The 20,276-nt window shown below is 37.5% G+C and carries 22 protein-coding genes and 1 pseudogene; 3 read left to right on the plus strand and 20 right to left on the minus strand.

Annotated elements, in window-relative coordinates; all coding sequences use genetic code 11:
* Nucleotides 1–107: 107 nt before the first annotated feature.
* The 15 genes and pseudogenes from CACET_RS21440 to CACET_RS14745 form a co-directional block, all read right to left on the minus strand.
* Nucleotides 108–374, minus strand: a pseudogene (locus CACET_RS21440) (BMC domain-containing protein); the annotation flags it as partial.
* A gap of 23 nt (nucleotides 375–397) precedes the next feature.
* Nucleotides 398–1,087, minus strand: a complete 690-nt coding sequence (locus CACET_RS14680; RefSeq protein WP_044824507.1) for a cupin domain-containing protein — start codon at nucleotides 1,085–1,087, stop codon at nucleotides 398–400.
* Nucleotides 1,088–1,331: 244 nt separating this feature from the next.
* Nucleotides 1,332–1,880, minus strand: coding sequence for a BMC domain-containing protein (locus CACET_RS14685; RefSeq protein WP_044824506.1), 549 nt, complete (start codon nucleotides 1,878–1,880; stop codon nucleotides 1,332–1,334).
* A complete protein-coding gene (locus CACET_RS14690; protein WP_048407546.1) occupies nucleotides 1,855–3,210 on the minus strand; it encodes a 4Fe-4S dicluster domain-containing protein in 1,356 nt (451 codons plus the stop codon). Before CACET_RS14690 ends, CACET_RS14685 begins: the two co-directional genes overlap by 26 nt.
* Before the next feature lie 17 nt (nucleotides 3,211–3,227).
* Nucleotides 3,228–3,491, minus strand: coding sequence for a EutN/CcmL family microcompartment protein (locus tag CACET_RS14695; protein WP_044824504.1), 264 nt, complete (start codon nucleotides 3,489–3,491; stop codon nucleotides 3,228–3,230).
* A complete protein-coding gene (locus CACET_RS14700) occupies nucleotides 3,485–3,790 on the minus strand; it encodes a BMC domain-containing protein (protein WP_044824503.1) in 306 nt (101 codons plus the stop codon). Before CACET_RS14700 ends, CACET_RS14695 begins: the two co-directional genes overlap by 7 nt.
* Nucleotides 3,791–3,803: 13 nt before the next feature.
* Nucleotides 3,804–4,649, minus strand: a complete 846-nt coding sequence (eutJ, locus tag CACET_RS14705; protein ID WP_044824502.1) for an ethanolamine utilization protein EutJ — start codon at nucleotides 4,647–4,649, stop codon at nucleotides 3,804–3,806.
* Entirely contained in the window at nucleotides 4,631–5,308 is a 678-nt protein-coding gene (locus CACET_RS14710; RefSeq protein WP_044824501.1) for a hypothetical protein, read from the minus strand. Before CACET_RS14710 ends, eutJ begins: the two co-directional genes overlap by 19 nt.
* Before the next feature lie 42 nt (nucleotides 5,309–5,350).
* Nucleotides 5,351–6,301, minus strand: a complete 951-nt coding sequence (gene cutD, locus CACET_RS14715; RefSeq protein ID WP_044824500.1) for a choline TMA-lyase-activating enzyme — start codon at nucleotides 6,299–6,301, stop codon at nucleotides 5,351–5,353.
* 133 nt (nucleotides 6,302–6,434) lie between these two features.
* Complete coding sequence (gene cutC, locus CACET_RS14720) at nucleotides 6,435–9,005, minus strand: choline trimethylamine-lyase (RefSeq protein ID WP_479722634.1); 2,571 nt, start codon at nucleotides 9,003–9,005, stop codon at nucleotides 6,435–6,437.
* 32 nt (nucleotides 9,006–9,037) lie between these two features.
* The gene (locus tag CACET_RS14725; protein ID WP_044824498.1) at nucleotides 9,038–9,340 is read right to left on the minus strand and encodes a BMC domain-containing protein; all 303 of its coding nucleotides are present in this window, start codon (nucleotides 9,338–9,340) and stop codon (nucleotides 9,038–9,040) included.
* Between the two features lie 27 nt (nucleotides 9,341–9,367).
* The gene (locus CACET_RS14730) at nucleotides 9,368–9,664 is read right to left on the minus strand and encodes a BMC domain-containing protein (RefSeq protein ID WP_044824497.1); all 297 of its coding nucleotides are present in this window, start codon (nucleotides 9,662–9,664) and stop codon (nucleotides 9,368–9,370) included.
* 76 nt (nucleotides 9,665–9,740) lie between these two features.
* Nucleotides 9,741–10,007 carry a hypothetical protein gene (locus CACET_RS14735; RefSeq protein WP_044824496.1) on the minus strand — a complete coding sequence of 89 codons (267 nt, stop codon included), beginning with the start codon at nucleotides 10,005–10,007 and terminating at the stop codon, nucleotides 9,741–9,743.
* Entirely contained in the window at nucleotides 9,994–11,100 is a 1,107-nt protein-coding gene (locus CACET_RS14740; RefSeq protein WP_044824495.1) for a membrane protein, read from the minus strand. Before CACET_RS14740 ends, CACET_RS14735 begins: the two co-directional genes overlap by 14 nt.
* A gap of 364 nt (nucleotides 11,101–11,464) precedes the next feature.
* Nucleotides 11,465–12,379 (minus strand): choline kinase family protein, encoded by a 915-nt coding sequence (locus tag CACET_RS14745; RefSeq protein ID WP_044824494.1) that lies wholly within the window; start codon nucleotides 12,377–12,379, stop codon nucleotides 11,465–11,467.
* A gap of 443 nt (nucleotides 12,380–12,822) precedes the next feature.
* Between CACET_RS14745 and CACET_RS14750 the strand changes: the two genes are divergently transcribed.
* The 3 genes from CACET_RS14750 to CACET_RS14760 all read left to right on the plus strand — a co-directional run bounded on the left by CACET_RS14750 (nucleotide 12,823) and on the right by CACET_RS14760 (nucleotide 16,335).
* Nucleotides 12,823–13,968: a 1-propanol dehydrogenase PduQ gene (locus CACET_RS14750; RefSeq protein ID WP_201774933.1), complete on the plus strand. Its 1,146-nt coding sequence runs from the start codon at nucleotides 12,823–12,825 to the stop codon at nucleotides 13,966–13,968.
* Nucleotides 13,969–14,360: 392 nt separating this feature from the next.
* Nucleotides 14,361–15,584: a sensor histidine kinase gene (locus CACET_RS14755; RefSeq protein ID WP_044824493.1), complete on the plus strand. Its 1,224-nt coding sequence runs from the start codon at nucleotides 14,361–14,363 to the stop codon at nucleotides 15,582–15,584.
* Nucleotides 15,556–16,335: a response regulator transcription factor gene (locus CACET_RS14760; RefSeq protein WP_044824492.1), complete on the plus strand. Its 780-nt coding sequence runs from the start codon at nucleotides 15,556–15,558 to the stop codon at nucleotides 16,333–16,335. The genes CACET_RS14755 and CACET_RS14760 overlap by 29 nt, the downstream gene beginning before the upstream one ends.
* A gap of 106 nt (nucleotides 16,336–16,441) precedes the next feature.
* Here CACET_RS14760 and CACET_RS21165 read toward each other — a convergent pair whose 3' ends face one another.
* From CACET_RS21165 to CACET_RS14775, 5 genes are all read right to left on the minus strand, one after another.
* Nucleotides 16,442–16,570, minus strand: a complete 129-nt coding sequence (locus CACET_RS21165) for a hypothetical protein (RefSeq protein ID WP_278287082.1) — start codon at nucleotides 16,568–16,570, stop codon at nucleotides 16,442–16,444.
* A gap of 12 nt (nucleotides 16,571–16,582) precedes the next feature.
* A complete protein-coding gene (locus CACET_RS14765) occupies nucleotides 16,583–17,752 on the minus strand; it encodes a uroporphyrinogen decarboxylase family protein (protein WP_044824491.1) in 1,170 nt (389 codons plus the stop codon).
* A 206-nt stretch (nucleotides 17,753–17,958) separates the two neighbouring features.
* On the minus strand, nucleotides 17,959–18,105 hold the full coding sequence (locus tag CACET_RS20555) for a hypothetical protein (RefSeq protein WP_158386085.1): 147 nt from the start codon (nucleotides 18,103–18,105) through the stop codon (nucleotides 17,959–17,961).
* Nucleotides 18,106–18,119: 14 nt separating this feature from the next.
* Entirely contained in the window at nucleotides 18,120–19,289 is a 1,170-nt protein-coding gene (locus CACET_RS14770) for a uroporphyrinogen decarboxylase family protein (RefSeq protein ID WP_044824490.1), read from the minus strand.
* A gap of 647 nt (nucleotides 19,290–19,936) precedes the next feature.
* Nucleotides 19,937–20,251, minus strand: a complete 315-nt coding sequence (locus CACET_RS14775; protein WP_144414788.1) for a hypothetical protein — start codon at nucleotides 20,249–20,251, stop codon at nucleotides 19,937–19,939.
* Between the last annotated feature and the right edge of the window lie 25 nt (nucleotides 20,252–20,276).

The raw sequence follows: 20,276 nt of genomic DNA on the forward strand, positions 1-20,276 counted from the left end.
TTTGAATCTTCCTCTACTGCTTCTTCAACACCTATTACTTCTGACTCAACTTTTACTGTTGCAACTTCTTGAATTGCTGGTTCTTCCTTTGGTTCAGTCTTTGTGGTTGGGATGATCCTGTTTAATTCCTCATGGGGACGGGGAATAATATGTTGTGAAATCAGCAGTCTTTCGTCTATCTTTTTAACAGCGGCTGCTCCAGCTTCTATAGCTGCCTTCACCGCTCCAACATCCCCTGTCACAGCGATGGAAACAAGACCGCCTCCAACATAGGTCTTTTCTAAGAGATTTACATCTGCTGCCTTTAGCATAGCATCTGCACCCTCTGTAGCTGCGATAAGTCCTTTTGTTTCAATAAACCCAAGTGCCTGCATTGCTTAGCCCTCCCTACTCTAGCTTATAAAAGATTATCCTCTTTGGCTGGATGGGTAACATAGAATACCTTCGCTTTACCGGAAGAAGCCCTAGTAACTTTTGAATCTGATGGAATATAGACAACATCGCCAGGATATGCTGTTAATGGCTTACCATCGATGGTCACCGTTAGAGCACCTTCAATTACATAATTAATTTCTTGGCAGGTTAGTTCTCTGTCAAATTTAGAATCATCGATCATTAAGAATCCAGCCCTCATGGAGGACTCATCTTTACTGATAAGTTCTTGATAGGATACCTTTGCATCAGGATCTCCAGTATCCAAAGCATCGAACTTTACTGAATTGCCCCGTACTACCTTTAAACCATTAGAAGCGCTTTCAGCTACATACTTAGGGTTAACAATTGAATCAAGTATTCCACTTAAAAGTCCTTTATCCATCATAGCCTTCAATAACTTATAAATCATTTCACTGTCTAACCCATCTCCGCAGGCCTTTACTGATTCAGATACTTTTATCATCTCAGGTGCTTTTTCTTCACAAGCAGGCTTTGTCTCACAAACAGGTGCTTCTGTAGAAAATACTATACCGCAAGCCTGTGCCACATCTTTTGCTGAGGGTGTGATAATTGTATTACTGTCAATATAAATAATCTTTTGTCCCTGTTTTTCAGCTGTTTCAACGTCCTTTGCACAAATCAACTTTTTCACTCTTTCACATCCTTTCGTATATGGATAACTCGTATTGGGCTTAATAAAAATAAAGGATAAAACTTTTGAATTTATCATCCTGAGTGATAGCGAAGGATCTTGCAAAGTGAATCATCTTTCCTTAGTATTCATCAAGATTCTTCGCTATGCTCAGAATGACACCAACCGTAGTAAAATGTATCTTTATTAAACCTTTAAACTGGTTACCTATAGTCTTTTCTATATACAAAAATTCTTATATATTTTAAAGTAAGGATGCCACCAATACATCCGAGGGGGAAGGTATCACCTCTACATTTACTAAAAGACCATTGTCCTTTGCAGCAGCCTTCCCTGCTTCAACACCAGCTTGAACTGCTGCTACATCACCAGTGAAGATAAAGAAGGATTTACCTCCCAAGCCATTTCCCAAGCGTAACTCTAATGCCTCTAATTCCGCTGCTTTAAGTACCGCATCAGCGGCAACAATCATTGTTGCTTGGGCGAAGGACTCAATAATACCTAAAGCCTGAATATGATCTGGCATTGTTGCACCAGTAATTGCTGGAAATACCTGAGGGTGTACATTGGGTATCACGATTGAATCAACCAAGTATTCCTCCGCCACCCTTTCTCCAGTACTCACTGAATCATAGACCGATGCTACATCACCATGAACAATTGCAATATATTTACCAGGACAGGTAGATGCAGCAGTCACGATTTCCACGTCAGCAGTCTTCACCATTTGATCTGCTGCATATATTCCCCGGGCAACACTTGTAAACTCAACCATTCCTATTGCCTTCGGCATATTCGTCCCTCTTTATCACAATAAAATCTTTTTCAATTGCAACGATATTTCCTGAGACGCTTGCATGTATCGCCGCACCTAAACTATCTTCGGGAATCTTGCCTATTTGTTGACCTACCTCAACATGTTCACCAACAGAAACCACTGGGACCGCAGGAGCACCTACATGCTGTCTTGTTGAGATATATACTACTTCAGGTTTTACTTCAACTTCTGTCATAGGAGCTGGCTTATCAAAAGGATGCAAACCTAGTCTAGCTATAAGACGTTTACTTGGCAGCAACCGGTATTCTCGACTTTTACGGGCTATAAATTCTGATTTTTTTCGTATATATCTTATATTTCCCTCTGCTAATTTACCTTTAAAGTAGGTGTTTGCAAACTTGGGATAAAGTCCTGCTGGACATGAAAAGAGTTCACATAAATTGCACTGACAACAAAGCTGTGCAATCTTTTGTCCTTCAACATCTGTTAGTGCATAGTTTAAAGCACGCATCATTTTATGGGGCTGCATTTCATGCCCAAGAAGATAACGTGGACACATATCTGTACACATACGACACTGCTCACAAGCAGATCTATTCACTCTTCTAGCTTGATCTACATCAACAGATTTTTTTCTTACTAAGTGATGATCTTTTTTCAAAAGGACAAATCCCTTACTTTTTTTCGTAACATAACCATCTAAGTTATTCATCATGGGACCCATCATAGGCCCTCCATCAATCACTGCATAGTCATCAAAGTTTTCAATGCCACTTAACTTTAAGACATCTATAATAGGTGTACCTACAGGGACCTTTACAGTTAAGGGGTTGGGAATATCTCCTGCAACCGTGATATAGGTTTGTGTAACTGGTACTTGCATAGATGCATAGTATATATTTAATGCCGTTTCGGAGTTTACTACAACACATCCAACTTCAATTGGAATACCGGTTTCTGGAACAACCCTGCCGGTTAGTTCATAAACCAGTACCTGTTCATCCCCTGCAGGATAGATATCCGGCAATTCTTTCACTTCCACAAAGTCTCCTACCTGAAGTGCCTGAATCCGTTCCTTCAGTATAGTAACTACTTTTTTATGTTTTGCTTTTATACCTATAAGAGCTTTACTTGCACCAACAAACTTCCCTGCTGCCTCAAACCCCTTTATAATTTCATCTGGGAACAACGCCATCAGCTGTTGATCCACCCTCAATAACGGCTCACATTCGGCTCCATTAAGAAGGATATATTCTGCCTTTGATCCAAGTTTTACATGGGTAGGAAACCCTGCCCCTCCTGCACCAACAATACCGGCTTCTTTTACCATATCAAGAAGACTCATTCTTGTACCTCCTGCACTTATCCAAAGTTGCAATCTTCATCAATAATGCCTACAACAGCTGCATCAACGGGAATACTATCATTGTCCAACATTTTTCGGGCTGCTGAGCCGGTGGAGATGATCACACGATCTCCTATGCCAGCACCAATGTTGTCTATAACAATGAGCTGCTGACCACTGGCACTACCGCCAATAATTTCTGCCAGCATAAATTTTAATCCATTCAGCGAATCTGCTTTTCTAGTTGCCCATATATTATCAATTAACCTTGCAGCTAACATATACCCTTCCCCTTTTCCAGATTACATTTAATCTCTAAAATAGCTGCCTCAACAGAAGCTGTATCCCCGAATATGGCGATCATGATCATATTTTGCGGGCAACTTCCTTTAATATCTGCTACTGTTACACCAACAGCCTTCTCAGCAATATCTGCGGCACAAATCATATCGATCATTCTACCCTGCACTAAACCAATTGCATCCACATAACATAAGTCGTTGCTAATACCTGTTCCTAGCCGCTTCATAAGAATATCCATAGTGCCTTTCGATGGAGACTTGATGATTCTAAATTCCATACTTCAACCTCCCCTAATCGATACCTTCTTGCGTGCAGCTAAGTGCTATGCCTAAAGGTGTGACAAACATAGGATTTTGGGGCTTATGGGTATAAATCCCTGTCTTTTTTGTGATAATATCTTCAATACCTGTCAAGCAGCAGGTTCCTCCCACCAACACTATCTCCTCTACGTTATGATTCTTAATATGTTGATTGATGATAGAAGCTATTTTCTCAACCACTGGTTTTAATACAGGTAACAGCTCTTTATGATTTTTAGCCTCTCGCTTATATAGTTCTGCCTCTTGAAATGACATATTATATGCACCAGAAACAACGAGTGAGAAGTGGGTGCCGCCTGTTGCTTCATCAGCAATATAAACAACTTCACCATTTTTCAATATTGAAATTCCTGTTGTTCCACCGCCAATATCCACAACTGCACCGTTTTGAATCTTAAGAACTTTATTGGCTGCGGTAGGTTCGTCAAGCACATTGGTTAATTCAAAACCAGCAGCTTGAACCACATTTTTCACTGCTCCTGCGTCCAAAGTATCTGTTCCCGGTGGTATTGCAGCCGCACCATAAATCAGCTCTGTATTTAGTTTTTCTTCAATCTGCTGCTTTAGCTCTCTAACAACTTTCACTGCACCAATATAGTCTACTACCATGCCATCACGCACTACGTCAGCGTATCGGTAAGCACCTGCAACTGGCTTGTGGTTTTCATCCAAAACTGCTAAAACAACACATGCGGTACCTAAATCTACGCCGGTATAGTAGACGGAAGACTTCCTTATCATTGGTTGTTCCACTACATCTTCAAAGTCTCGGACAAGCTGATCACAATATTCATAACTTAACTCTCTCTTTGACATCTTTTACCTCCAAAAATAGAACAGATCACTTGGGACAAGGCATTAATACTCTGATGAACCTTCCCGATCACCTCTTTATAGAATTCATTTTCACTATCATTCTTCTCAAGTACCCCTAGAAGAAAGGGTTCTATCTCTCTAAGAGCACAACGCAACCTGTGTAAAAGAATGATCTCTCTGCCCTTTTCCAATTGTATATGGAATTCCGTGATTTCAAAGCAGTCATCCAAATCATCAGAATAATCCTCTGCTTTTATCCCCATACATTCTTTACAACCAAATGTTTCAGTGGTATTCTTCTTGAAATCATCTCTAATACTTGAAAACTCTTTGCCTAAATCAATAATATTTTGGGCTAAAAGAACATCCCTACTTAAAAGTTCCTCTGCAGTAATAAGAAATAATGCTTCCATTGATTTCATCTTCCAGTAGAACATTTTCTTTTTCCAATGGTCTTTTGTTTTTATTTCCTTGGATGGTTCCTCTATATCTTCTGTGTCTTTTTCAATAACAGGAGCATCCTCAACCATATTTATCCCACGATCTAATAAAAACTGACGTCCTCCTGGTGTAAGCCTTTCTCCAGTTTTTATTGCATAAGTAGTAAAAGGTTCTTTTCTAAATAAGTCCCGCAAATCTTCTTCGGTAATAAACTTCATATTCATTCCCCTTTACTTTTCTTGTCTTAAAAACGTGACTTATCAATGTCTTATCACTGAAACTGGAAAATCATATTCCTTTATCCAACCCTCAATGATGGCTAGTTCATCATTGCTTAATTGAAATTCTCCTTCTGCTTCATAGACCATCCCCAACTGCTTGTATTTATTTACCCCCAACTTATGATAAGGAAGTAGATCTATCCCCTTAAAGTTTTTATAATCACGATAGGGCATTAAAAAATCAAGGACTTTTTTCATCTCATCTTGACAGTCATTTACACCTTTTAGAAGAGGCATTCTTATTTGCACATTATAGCCACGATCTAACAGTTCCTTTAGATTTTCTAGGATTTGTTCATTGCTTACTCCTGTTAGCTGGTGATGTCTTAGGGAGTCAATGTGCTTTAAATCATAGAGGAATAAATCAGTAAACTCAGCAACCTGAAGCATGGATTCAAGCTTTGCATAACCACAGGTTTCAATAGCTGTATTGATGCCTTCCCCCTTACAAGCCTTCAGCAGACTTGCAGCAAATTTTGACTGCATCATTACTTCACCACCACCTAGAGTAACACCACCACCTGATATATCATAAAAGGCTTCGTCTTCTTCTATAATTTCTAAAAGTTCATCAACGGTTTTTGTTTCTCCCACAATCGATAATGCAGCTTGTGTGCAAGCTTTCTGGCACCTATGACATCCTAGACAATCAATGCTTCGATTGATTACATGTTTTCCTCCCTCGGTCATGCTATGAATTCCAACAGGACAAACCGAGACACAAGCACCACAATCAGTACATGAACTGCTTTTAAACATCACTTGATATTTTCCTTCCAACCCTTCAGGGTTAGAACACCACTTACAGCGTAATGGGCATCCTTTAAAGAACACCATGGTTCTTATTCCTGGGCCATCATACATATTGTATTTTTGTATATTAAATATAAATCCTTTTCCTTCAGTTATAGCCGCCTTATTATTGCTCATATCCTATCATCTCCCGTTTGATTCCTTTAGCTATCTATAGAATAGATCATTTACCTGAGTTGGTTCTCCATATGCCTTATAGCATAGGAGCACCCAACATCAGGTAATATGAAATGTCATAGAATTTACTTCATTAGAAATGTGTCAACATTGTTCTGCTTATGATCTCATCTTGAACATCCTTGCAAAGTTCAACAAAGAATGCACTATAACCCGCCACACGGACGATTAAGTCACGATACTGCTCTGGATGCTTTTGTGCTTCTATTAAGGTATTGTTATCTAAATAATTGAACTGCATTTCACCAAGACCCAACATACAAGCAGTACGTAGTAATGTTATAATCCCTTGTTCACCCTCCGGTGTATCCAGTAGACCTGCCATCAGCTTAAAGTTATGCACCATACCTAAGTTCATGCTATCGCAAGCCATCTTAGAAACGGATTTAATAATGGCGGTAGGTCCTTTAAAGTCTGCTCCTTGTGTAGGACTGATACCATCAGATAATGGTGTCCAAGCTTTACGTCCGTTTGCAGATGCACCAGTTAATTGACCAAAAGGCGTGTTGTTAGAGATCGATAAGGTACCATGGCACATAACAGAATATAAAGTTTTGTACTTACGGTGTTCCATTTCAGTAAAGTTAATTAAATCAGCAGCAATTAAATCTACATAGTCATCGTCATTACCATACTTAGGTGCCTGTAGGCAATCATTTCTTAGTTGCTCATAGCTTACAAAGTCAGCTTTTAATGCTTCGTTTATTTGGTGTAGGGTATATTTCTTTTCGTCATAGACTAATCTTTTAATAGCCGCCATAGAATCTACATAGGTTGCTAAACCACTCCAAACAACCCCTGGACCAAAGTTGTACATAGCACCACCAGCTGAAACATCTTTGCCTTTTTCCATGCATCCCTCATACATAATGGACATGAGCGGTTTTGGTGCCAATTCTCTATGAACACGCTGTGATATAACGGTAGCTATACTGCTCAACTTAGTAATATATTTAATCTGTTCCTTAACAGCATTTTCAAAGTCTTCGTAAGTTTTGAACTGATCCAAATCACCCATATCAGGACAAACCTGCTTACCATACCATAATGGAATACCTTTGTTCAGTGCTAGTTCAATAGCAATAGGCCATTGTGTATAGGCTGTAGAGGTCCACTGGTATAAACGACCAGACTTTTGTGGTTCAACACAACCCATTAAGCAATAGTCACGGGCATCCTCTATAGAAACACCCTTTGCCAACATCATCTTAATATGAACATCGTCAAAATGGCATGCTGGGAATCCCATACCAGAGCGGACAACCTCAACAATCTTCTTTAGATATTTCTTAGGTGACTGACTGTGAATACGTGTTGCCAAAGATGGTTGATAGATTCTAACATGGCGAACTGCATCCATTAATAAGTAGGTCAAATCGTTTGTGGCATCAAGACCTTGACGGGTAACACCACCAACGCACATATTTACAAATGGTTGGTATCCTGCAAAGAATTTAGAACCACCTTCACTAGTAACCCACATCATCTCTGACATTTTGATTAGCATACAACCAGCCAATTCAAATGCTTCATATTCCGTCATTCTGCCACTTTCTATATCCGCTTTGTAGAATGGATACATGTATTGATCAACACGACCAATTGACATACCCGTTTGGTTTTCTTCAACCACTAGTAAAGACTCCACAGTCCAAACAGCTTGAACAGCTTCCCAGAAGGTGTTAGGTTTATGGGCTGGAACCCTGCTGTTTATTTCAGCAATCTTTTGTAGTTCCGCCTTACGCTTAGGATTCGTCTCTTTTGCTGCTAGCTCAGCGGCATACTGAGATAAACGTTTGGCATAGATCATAACCCCTTCGGTGGTTTCTATAACAGCTTTGTAATAATAGATTTTTTCAATATCCTCAGGATTCTCATAGCTTAACTTATCTAAATGCTCCTGTGCTTCTCTTTGAATATCCAACATACCTTTTTTCATTAGGATAACATCATAACCTGGGTTGGAGTCTCCTCCACCGTTTAGTGCGTGGTAGGAACAATCAGAAACAAAGGATTCCCCTGAAATCTCCCAAACACCAGCCTCACGGTATTGATCTTCACAATATTCATCAACAGATTTACCTTTCCAAAAGGGGAAAAGCTCTTCACGCATGTACTTCTTATCTTCTTCTGATATATAAAATGGATCTTGAGGACGAGTACCAATGGTATCAATTTCATTTTCCATCCATCTCCATGCTATATCAGGTGAAAAAGCCCCAGCACGAGGTGCACCACAAGGCGCTCCAACTATCAGTTCATCTTCTTGAATCACTAAGGGTGCAGTTTCACAACAATAGCGGAAACTCTTGGCTCTTAGTAAAGTTTTAGGCATACCAGGGTTTTCCTTAGCAATCTTGGTGATGGCTTTAGCACGGTATGTAGTGATGCTAGGCTTCCACTTTAAATAGGTTTCCTTCAATCTCTTAAGACGTTCCGTCATACCATCTGGAATACCAATCTCCTTCACATCCGACGGTGTGCAACTTGGAGTACTATCCTTTGTCATTTCTTTGGAAATGCCTTCAAAAACCTTCATTAAAGAGGATCGTTCTTCTACAGACATATTTTTAGTGGCTTCTGCCAGCTTATTTGAAAATTCACGAATATCCAAAATTCTTCCCTCCAATTCTTTTTCAATCATTTCTTAATTTAGCTATCTGCACCGGTGATTCATTAAAGATTCAAATTTTCTAGGGAATAGCGCGAAATAATTTTTTCGATGTCTTGATGTGGACTTGCGATAACAACCGAGCTATAAACTTCAGAACCCATATTTTCTACAGCTCTTACCCCGGTTTCTACAGCTGCTTTGCAGGCTCCTACATCTCCTCGAACTAGCACAGAAATATAACCAGAAGCTACGTTTTCGAAACCAATTAATTCAACATCAGCAGCTTTGCACATTGCATCCGCAGCCTCTAAAACATATACGATTCCAAATGTCTCTATTAAACCTAAAGCATTATATCTACCCATATGCAGTTCATCTCCCCTCATTTGTATTTATTTATCAATGTCATATAGCGAAACAATATTTCCAATGGCTTGAATAGGTCGTGGCATAACATTTTGTGCTGTTAATTTGCCTATTGCTGCTGCCGCCGCTGCTCCTGCTTCTACAGCCGCCTTAACGGCAGCAATATCTCCCTTTACCATAATCGTAACAAGTGTGGAACCTACATTTTCATAAGATACCAGTTCAACATTAGCAGCCTTTAACATTTTGTCTGCCGCCTCAAGTGCAGGAACCATTCCCACTGTCTCAACAAGCCCCAATGCTTCTTCTCCGTAATACCTCATCGTATTTCCATCCTTTCAAATTCTTTATTGTTTAGTACTTATTTCAATCTTTTTGCCTCTGTTTGATTAGTCTCTATCAGTCTTTAATGTATTTATTAATTGTATCTTTACCTTCTTGATGTGCTCGATAATAAATTTTTAAGGCACCAGCTTGATCCAGTTCAACTCTTGCTTCTTCAAGAAGACCATTGGCCTCAGCCGTCATCAAGGAATTAAGTACATCATCTTTATTAAGAGCTTTGAATTTGCCGTATTCTCCTTTTAAAGCTTCAATGACATCTTCAGTACAAGCTTCTTTTATTCTTGTAAAATATTTTAAAATAGCATAATTAAGCGGCTTCATTCGCTATCTCCTCCTTTTTACCGAATAAGTCCATTGGATTCATTGCAATTACCAAGATACCCAATGCCATCATGATTGCAGCAGCCCATTCTATCACACTTAAACTCCAGCCTTCCATACCGCCAATTACACCAAGTAGTAACCAACAGCTTAGTGGTCCAAAGAAAGAATACGTTCCGTTAGTAGCCATTCCTAGAGCGGCACCCGTCATACTGTTGGCCTTATACCACCACATAAAAGAAATAAATGCTACAAACCCAGATACAGCAAACCAAATCATAGCAGGACCACTTGTAAAAGCTTCTCCAGCAAGTTTAAATGAAAGCATCATGTCGCCTTCTACCATACCCAGTATAGGAAGTAAAATAAGTAAGTTGGCAAGACCTGATGTTACCTGACGTATGGTAATACCAATTTCAGTATCAATCATAGCTGAACCATAACCAGCTATAACGCCTTCAAATCCCCAACCTAAAGCAGCTACAAAAGCAATAATAAGTCCTAGTACTACACTATCTGCTGCTTCACCACCGATACCTACACTTCCAATCATGACGCTGGCGGAAACACAGATAATAATACCTAGTGTCATACGTTTGTTTAACTCTTGCTTATATAACACTCTACCTAAAATAGCACCTATTGCTGGACAAAGAGCAGTTATTGGGATAGCCATTGAGCCTGCCAGCTGAATACCAACAACATAGGATACATTGGCAATAGGACCTCCTAAAAGAGCTGCCAACATGATCATCCGACCAGGGGTAGTATTAATCGTTCTAAAGAAGTCTCCAAGTTTTCCCTTCAAGCCTACGTTAAACAATGCCCAAATAGCACTGCAAATATCATTTACCGCACTTCCAAGGGCACCTACGATAAATATGATAACAAAAGTTGATAATCCTCCTGTGTTATCACCATACCAGTCGGCCCAAACCCCTTTGGACATACCCAATGTCAAGAATGCTGAAAACATTCCATAAGTAAGACCTGATAATAAACCAATAATGATACCCTTTTTGAAAAACTGCGATGACAATTTTTTCTTAGCAGCAATTGCAGATGCATTGGCTACCGATGTTGCTTCCTTCATAAATAAAACTCCCTTCTTAATTTTTTGCGTTTTTCTCCGACAATGCTTTACTTGTAATAATGATTTTAAAAAGTGCTGTATTTATCATTATATTTATCATAACTTAACAATGGTTTTTTTTATGGCACAAAATCGACAACTTTACTGTAGAATATCCTTTGGTTTTTTTACGTGATTGTACTATCGTCAGTTTTTTGTACTAATGGTATCGATTTTATTTTAGTAAAGATAGTGAATAGGATCATTTTTTATTGCACAATATCCATCAAGGTAAAACAAAAAAACACCTTGATTTCTCAAAGTGTCTTTTTAACATCTTATAAATAGGACTGTTTCCCATGAAAGAATCAACAAGCATAGCTGTCTAATTCTTTACTATATCAGCAATCGAATAATCTGATAAATCAGTAATTGCCTTGATATTCCTTCGAAAACGTTCGTACCTCATATAGCAGTAATCAAGAAAATCATCACCGTTGTAGTGTCTAATCAATGCCCATACCATCCAAAGCAAATCCTGTGCCAGCATATAGCATTTTATTTTTAGCACTTCTTCCGGCGTTGGTGGTTGCCCATAGTAATCTAAAACAAGATATTCAATGGATTCTTCTGTCAACTTAGATTCCAGAATATACGCAGCCACATCCCAACTAGGATCATTCATTCCAGAGTACTCCCAATCTATAAGGTATGTTCTGCCCTTGTCATCGAGAATAAAGTTTTCTGGCACAGTATCATTATGACAAGGAACAGAAATGGGATTTTTTATGTTTTTTTCTAAAAACTCCATTAACTGCTTTTTCAGTGGAGCATAATCAAAGAAAAAATCCCCCTGCATCTCTTTAACAATCTCTTCATACTTATTCAACTCTGTTTGAAAATCAAAGGAGTTGGGAAAGTATTTTGGACTAGCATGGGTTTTTTTCATTAAAGCAGAAACAGCCCTCAAGTTGACAGGAGAGTGTGGATTAGCAAGAGCAATATTTTTGCTGTTTTTAATATACCTGCTGATTTTAACCCCGCTGATCTCATCAAAATAAATACATTGGGAGTTTAGTCCCAGCTCCGAAGCAATACTACTGTTGACCTTTTCAATTTTTCGGTCAATCATCTGATTAGTCATGCCCCCTGGTTGACGGATCACATATTCCTCACCCTTGATCTTCATAATGTAGTTGTAATTAGTAAGCCCACCTGCAAAACGGGATTTATCAAATATAATACTATCATCCTTAAAAACAAGACGCAGTTTTTTTTGTACGATCTCTTCCATATTCATCAGTAATTCCACCATATATATAAAATTTGTTCTTTGTCTATGGGAGCATACAAGAGGCTGACAGCAAAGGTGTCAAGTACCTTAACAAACCAAAAGTCCAATTCATAGCTCCCTGAGACTTAACTTATTATAGCAAGAATAGTCTATAGAATCAATACGTTGCTTTATGTCTACCTGTTCTTCTAGAAATAGTCCACTTTTTGAAGTCCTCTCTACAAGGGTTCCTCATTGCAAAACTGATATTTTATAAATAAATATTGGATGTAGCCTAAATTTTTATCCTTGGGATATAGTAATTGTTCAAGAAAAGAGATTTTGTACAATGTCCAATTTCAATAAAGTACAATAATGCTACAACGATATGGTGAATCTTCAATAAAAGAATTGTTTTGTATGATATCATAAATTATCATTTGCATAAAATTTTACATCAATGGGAGGTAATGATCATAGAAGACAAGTTTATACTGAAATCAAAAGTTTATTTTAACACCCAATCCCTGCAACTTTTAAAACAGATTACTGGGTCCCGAGCATTTATTGTTGCTGATTCTATCATGGAGACATTAGGGTACCTTGAAAAAACAGTAGATTACCTAAGTGAAGCAGGAATAAGCTCTGAAGTTTTTTCAGGAGTGCGTCCTGATCCAGATGTCAAGGTAATTGCAGAGGGGCTGAAGCTTTATAAGGAAAGTGCTGCGGATGTCTTGGTGGCCATAGGGGGAGGTTCCGCCATCGATACCGCCAAAGGAATTCTTTATTTTGCTTGGAAATTTGGAAGTATCGAAGGGGTGGAAATTAAAAAACCTCTCTTCATTGCCATTCCCTCCACCAGTGGAACTGGTTCCGAAGTAACTGACTTTTCCGTCATTACCTGCGAAGGAGAGAAGGTATGCATCGTAGATGAATTTATCGCCCCAGATATAGCCATACTAGATTCTACTTGTATTCAGCATGTTCCTCAACGGGTGGTGGTAGATACGGGAATAGATGTTTTAGTTCATGCTATCGAGGCCTATGTTTCCACGAAAGCCACGGACTTTACAGACGCCCTGGCAGAAAAGGCCATCAAACTTATATTCGAAAATCTTGAAACCCTCTATATCGACATAAATAATGATGATGCTAAGGATCATGTTCAAAACGCTTCCTGTATGGCAGGAATGGCATTTACAAATACAGGTCTTGGCATCAATCACAGCCTCGCCCACGCCTTTGGAGGAGCTTTTCATATTTCACATGGTCGCTCTAATGCACTATTGCTCAAGGCCGTAATGGAATTCAACGCTGATCTAGCTGGCAGTGCCAACGGTTATGCGGCACAAAAATATGCAAAGCTGGCAACAATTCTACAGCTTCCAGCTAGAACAAGCCGTGAAGGGACAGTTAATTTCATGTTGGCAGTAGAAAAGTTAAAAAAATCCCTAGGAATTGAAGATAATATGAGAACCCTTGGCATTGAGGAGAGGGAGTTTGAAAACCTACTAGAGCAAATGGCTGAAACAGCAATGCTAGATCGATGCACCCCTACCAATCCTAAGCAACCTTCTAAAGAAGATTTAATCCAAATTTATCGAAAATGTTATTAAGTATAACCTCCTCTTTGCCAGCAAAGGGGAGGTTTATTTATTCCTTCTTATAAAATTCCAAGATGTAGCATTTGATTAAGGGATAAACCTTTTTAGTGTGTTATTTATTATATATAGGCATTAACTTAACACAATTATTACCAAAATTCTCTTGAATTGCCATTTTACTAATGCTAAAATCCTTTGACTCCCCTCAGTATGACAAATTATGGTTTAAGTTAAGGCTAATGATTCATTATAAACGTGATACATGTTATTTACTTTGTTGCTATTATATATTAAAATAACAACATAATCTTTTTTGCTTTGAAAAAGTCTTTGCAACTAGTATAATGCAGCAATTTTTCTTTTTCTAATTGACAATTGCTTGCTAGGAAGGTGTACTCATAAGAATGAATAACGTCGATAATCCTCTTAAAAAATTATTAGCTTCCAATCTATATAACCGCTATAGTGGTATTCTATCTTTATCAGATATTTCATTGTTTTTGGTAGATGTAAGTGGTGATATTTTGCTTGAGCTTATACCCTCCCCAGATTTTTGCAGTCATGTATGTATGAAAAGGGCTGATGAAGTATGCTCCGACTACAAAACTCGTTTTAAGCCTGATCAAGAGGGCAGTTTTGTATGTCGTCATGGTCTAGAAAACATCTTTTTACCTATTAAGGTGAAGGATGAGACTTTGGGTTATATAGCTGGTATGCAGGTATATTCTCAGGATACTGAGTACAAAAAATACATGATTGATGTCCAGTCCCTAAAAAGTACTAGAAACGTAGAATTAGAATTTATCGCCAAATCTATTGCCGCTCTGAAAACCGTAGAATTCAATAAAATTCAAATACACCAGCAGTTATGTCGTCACATTGCCAAAAATATCTCTCTTGACTTATCAGAAAGTGTCAGTGATGTTAATCCACATGTGGCAAGGTTATCGATAGAAAAAGAAATACTTGAGAAAAAGATCATCGATCTAGAAGCGAAAAACATGTCTCTGGTAATCAATCCACACTTTTTATTTAATACCTTGAACTGTATCGCCCGTATCGCATATTTTGAACATTCCCATACAACGGAGGAGCTTATTTACTGTCTTTCTGATTTGCTGCGATACAATTTAAAGCAGGATGATCAGCTTCATACCATCGCTTCTGAAATAGATAATATCGAAAAGTATTTGTATATACAAAAAGCACGATTTAAAAGTCGCCTAGAGTATAGCATCGATGTTCCTGAGAAAATTAAGTCTTATAGAATCCCCAACATGGTCATACAGCCTATTGTTGAAAACGCCCTTATTCACGGTATTACACCAAAGCGTGACGGAGGTAAAATCAGTATTTATGGGGAAAAATACAAAGAAGCAATTGTTATTTCTATTGCAGATAATGGGGACGGCTTCCCAAAAGATGTTTTAGATAAAATACAACAGTGTGAAAATCAATCTGGTCTAGGGTTTCGCAGTACAGACAAACGTTTAAAACAATATTATGGCGAAAGTTACGGATTGGAAATTGTAAAGTCTGATTATTCCGGAAGTACAGTAACCATCACCATTCCTACTCAACCATTAGGAGGTGCTAGCGATGAACGTCGTCTTGATTGTGGAAGATGAAATTGTTGAACAAGAATTCCTCAAAACGGTTATACTTGATGAAGTTCTTCCAGAGGATAAGGTGCTAACCTGCGGAAGTGGCCTCCAAGCTATCCAACTGGCAAAACAGTATCGACCAAATATTATTATCATGGATATAATGATTGCAGAAATGGATGGTCTGACTGCTGCTCAGGAGATCAGAGGATTTCTACCTAACGCGTGTATTACCATTCTATCCGCTTATTCAGATTTTTCGTATGCTCAAAAAGCCATCAATTTTCGGGTTTTCGAATATCTTTTAAAACCTGTCAAACCCGCCGTATTTAAGGAAGTATTCCGAAAAATGCTGGAATTTGCACCCAATAATCCTGTGGTAGTAGAGGAAAAGCCTGAAGAAAAGCACATAAAAGCAAAGGATCAACGACAATCCTTTATCGAAGAGGGTATCAAATATATAAAAGAACATTTTAGGGAAAAACTGACACTAGAAATGGTTGCATCTAAGGTATTTATGAATCCCAAATATTTCAGCCATGTTTTTAAAAAGGAGATGGGCGTCTCATTTACTGAATATATCATTCAACTAAGAGTCCAACATGCCTGTAGATTATTGGAGACAACGAATTATCCTGCTTATCGGATTTCGTCTGAATGTGGCTTCTCAGACCCATCCTATTTTAACAGGGTATTTTGCTCACAAATGGATATGACTCCTCAAACCTATAGAAAAAACCTGTGTTTGTTGAAATCAAACGATGAAAGTTCTTAGGCATATGTCTGTAAATTAGTATTTATGCTAAAATTTTTTGTTGTTTATCAAGCTATATTGAATGAAGGGACAAGTTTTCACTTGTCCCTTCATTCATGTCTAACTTCTATGAACCCAATATAATAAACTTGATAAAAGTTAAAAAATCTTTTTTAATATTTTCATCCGGTGGCAAAAAGTCAAATTCATCTTTTAAACCTTCAATTAATTCTAAAAGTGTTTTTTCCTTCTCCATATATTCTTCCTCCTATTTGTATACACCATGTTCGTGTACAAATTTGTTAACTGCCTTTAAGTTTTCTACGTTTAAATCACCTCTAGATAAAAGTTCTCTGCTGGTTGCAAATATGTATCCGCCTCCAGGTGCACATTCATCAAGCAGTTTTTTTGCATAATCTATACATTTATCCTTTGTGCCCATTTTTAACAGTTCTAAAGGCATACCACCAGCAATTGTGATGGTATCTCCAATTCTTTTCTTGGCTTCGAAAACATCGTCTCCCTCTATAATACCTATAGCAAAGTTCTTTGGCATGCTATTTAAAAGATGGTATTTATCTTCCCATTTTCCTTCTAAGAAGATGACCAGTTTTCCCCCCAACGCATGTATTTTAAGAAACATTTTTTCATAAGTTGGCCAAAAGAATTTTTCGAACTGCTTTGCATTAATAAATGTAGGGAGGTGCATCATTGTAGCGTAAAATGGAAAGCTCTCTATTTTTTCTGTACCAGGATGTATCCCCATAACATCATTAGAGAATTCTGCTAGTGCATTGATGGCTCCAAGAAGTTCTTCAGGACGGCGTCTTAGATCCAGTGAAATTCCTTTAAAACCCCTCAAGTAATCAAAAATAATATCCATAGGCGGATATGCAAAACTGCCGACTAGGACAGGTACTCCGTACTTTTCCTTCAATGTCTCCTTTAATTTTTGTTGTACATATCCCTTCACCTTCCAATGATCTAAGAGCTGTTTTAAGGTGGCATAGTTTTCAGCTGGCGATCCATTCAAATTGGCTGCCTTTCTTGGTACCAATTTATTAAATATAAATTCCATAGGGTTTTTGATTAAATCAGGATAATCTTCCGGTTCCATAGGTGTTATTTCTTGATGTTGTATCGTCTCCCCATCTCTAGAGATAAAGTGACTTTTACTTCCAATAATTTCGGCACTTTTAGCATCGAAAGCTATGCCACATGTATAAGTAGCATCGCAATAAATATCTTCATGAGGTTTGCAAAATACTTCTATTTCTTTTTCTGGATTTTCTTCAATTTCTTTTATTGAACTATTTGCATAAGAAACTGCCCAAGTACCATAGGTTGATAATATTGGTACTCTATCTGGTTCCTCATGATTAACAGTTGTTAAAATCCTCTTTATTCGATCATCGTATATTTTTTTCATATCTTCCATTTGCTCCACCTTCCTTTTAGAAGTTTTCTTATCTATTGGTATGTATTTATAAAGACATACGCCTATAAACTTTAATATGTTAGGGGGGTACATGGACAAGTCTTCGCTACAGTTTTTATTCAAAACCTACTATAGGACCTTATGTACTAAAATTGAAGTTTAAAGACGTATGCCCAAAGTTAGCCTTAGTTTTACAAATAATCACTTTACATGGTTAAGTACATAGAAAAAGCAAAGACTAAGTCTTCATGAGATTGAACATTTGGGGCAATGAATTCTTCCTCTTCTGAAGAAACATTGTTTTCTTCTACATAATCTGACCATGAAGTGTAGTATTCTGATTTAAATTCCATCTTAAATTCCTCCTTTAATAAACGCCATATTCTCTCACAAATTCATTCACAGCAATAATATTTTCAGGTTTTGCATCCTTTATATTTAAAGCTACCTTATCAAAAGAAAATATATAATTACCTCCTGGGGCAAGAATATCAACCAATTCTTTGGCCTTATCAATACACTCTTGCTTTGTTCCTTGAGCTAATAGTGTTAATGGATAAAGTCCTGAGATAATATGCTTTTTTCCTACTTTTTCTTTAATTATCTTTGGATCACCATATTCAAACATCATGTGTATGCCCTTAGGTAATTCATTTAAATAATCCAGGAATCTAGTCCAGTCATGTTCAACAAATAGCAATACACCTGCTCCAGCAGCCCGTAAACCTTCTACTAATTTCTTAAAGGTTGGCCAATAGAACTTTTCAAAGTCCTTTTCTCTCATATAAGGTGCCATATGAAGAGGAATAAATGTTTTTTTGCTGGCAGATGAATGAGGCTTTACACCAGCCTTCAGCATCATGGGCAGTACTGCTTCACATGCTGCAAGTACTTTTTCTGGATGTCTTCTTATATCTGCACTAATTCCGCTAAAACTTCTAAACTGATCAGCAATTTGATCAAAAGGTGCAATAGATTGACAAGCTACACGACTATCAGCTAGGCCATACTTTGCATTCATCTCAGCATCTGCGGCAGCTATTTGCCCCATGATATCAAAAAAGGCCTTCTGTGCTTTGGCAAATACCATAGATCGCTTTGCTGGTGATACATCTAGGTTTGTATATAATCGTGGAAATATTTTATCATGCATAAATTTATAGGGATCTGCAATCATTTCATCATACTCTTCCGGCTGCATACCTGTAATCTCTGGATGTTGGATTTGCCCTGAAGAACTCATTATAAAGTTTTTTGCTCCTAATATATTATATACTGGATATAACCTTGTAAATGTAGCTGGATTAATATCAGATGCAAAGGATTTTGCACCAACTTCAATCATATCTCTAAATCCACTAACATCCCATTGCGCCTTTTTTAAGTCCACCCCAGCATATTGCATAATATATGTTATATCCATCCAAGTATATACAGGCACCCTTTTAGGTGTTTTTCCCTCATCAATATCTTGGAAAAGTTGATTTTTTTCTGCTGCTTGTATCAATGCAGTTGAATCCATTGTTAAATCTGTCATTTTTATCTCCTCCTTTGACTTGCATTAAGATATATTTTTTCTTAACCATACATAGGTTAAGTGCTGTAACAAATCATATGAGTACGATTGCATTTATCTTTAGTAAGCCACTACTTTTTAGAACAAAGTCTTCCTTTGGAAGATTTAAAGGATGACTTTGTTGAAACCAATATACGGAAATTATAACTTATCCACAATTTATAAGGTTTATAATTTCCTAATGGTTATAAAATATAAAAAGCTTAGTTTATTACCGGTTTATACTTGTATATACAGCTTTATTTAAAAAATAAAACCTTATTTCTCTCTGTAAAATGAAACATCAAGATAAATTAGATTTTTTGAGTTGTATAGCATCTACTACTTTAGGAAACATTTTTATACTATTTTATATATGCAATTGTAAAACTATGCAATTATTTTCTGAATAGTGTACATATTTTAATAATAGCATACCCCATTTGGGAGGTCAATAATTTTTTAGCTGTGGTTTCTAGAAGCAAGAGGCTTCTTAACCATTTAAGTTAAAGCACAACTAAAAGGACTGAGCCCCTCATAATACTAGGCTCAGTCCTCATTAGCTGCTTAGCAAATTGCCCTTAAGGCAAGCAACGAAAGCAATGTTACTATTTTAGAACTTCGTCTAATTATTGCTCTGAAGGCAGCTCATGCCCACTTACAAATTCAAAATATGCTTCTACTGCTCCTGAAAAGTTTCTTTTCCTCTTATCTATAAGCTCATTACTAAAATTAATTTTTCTAAGCAGCTTTTGTGTCTCCTCAGGATTCTCTACAATCTTGTTTAAATCCACCCCAAAAACTCTTTCTACTCCTTTAGCCCATTTGATTATATCATTAATCGCATTTAGTCCCAATGCTTTTCCAGGTATATAATATTTAGCAATACTGTTCCCTTGTTTCCTTAAGAATTCTCTAAAATCCTCCCGAATCATAATAATCATCCCCCAATTCAGTTTAGTTAGCTCA

The organism is Clostridium aceticum (genome assembly GCF_001042715.1).
Taxonomy (GTDB): domain Bacteria; phylum Bacillota; class Clostridia; order Peptostreptococcales; family Natronincolaceae; genus Andreesenella; species Andreesenella acetica.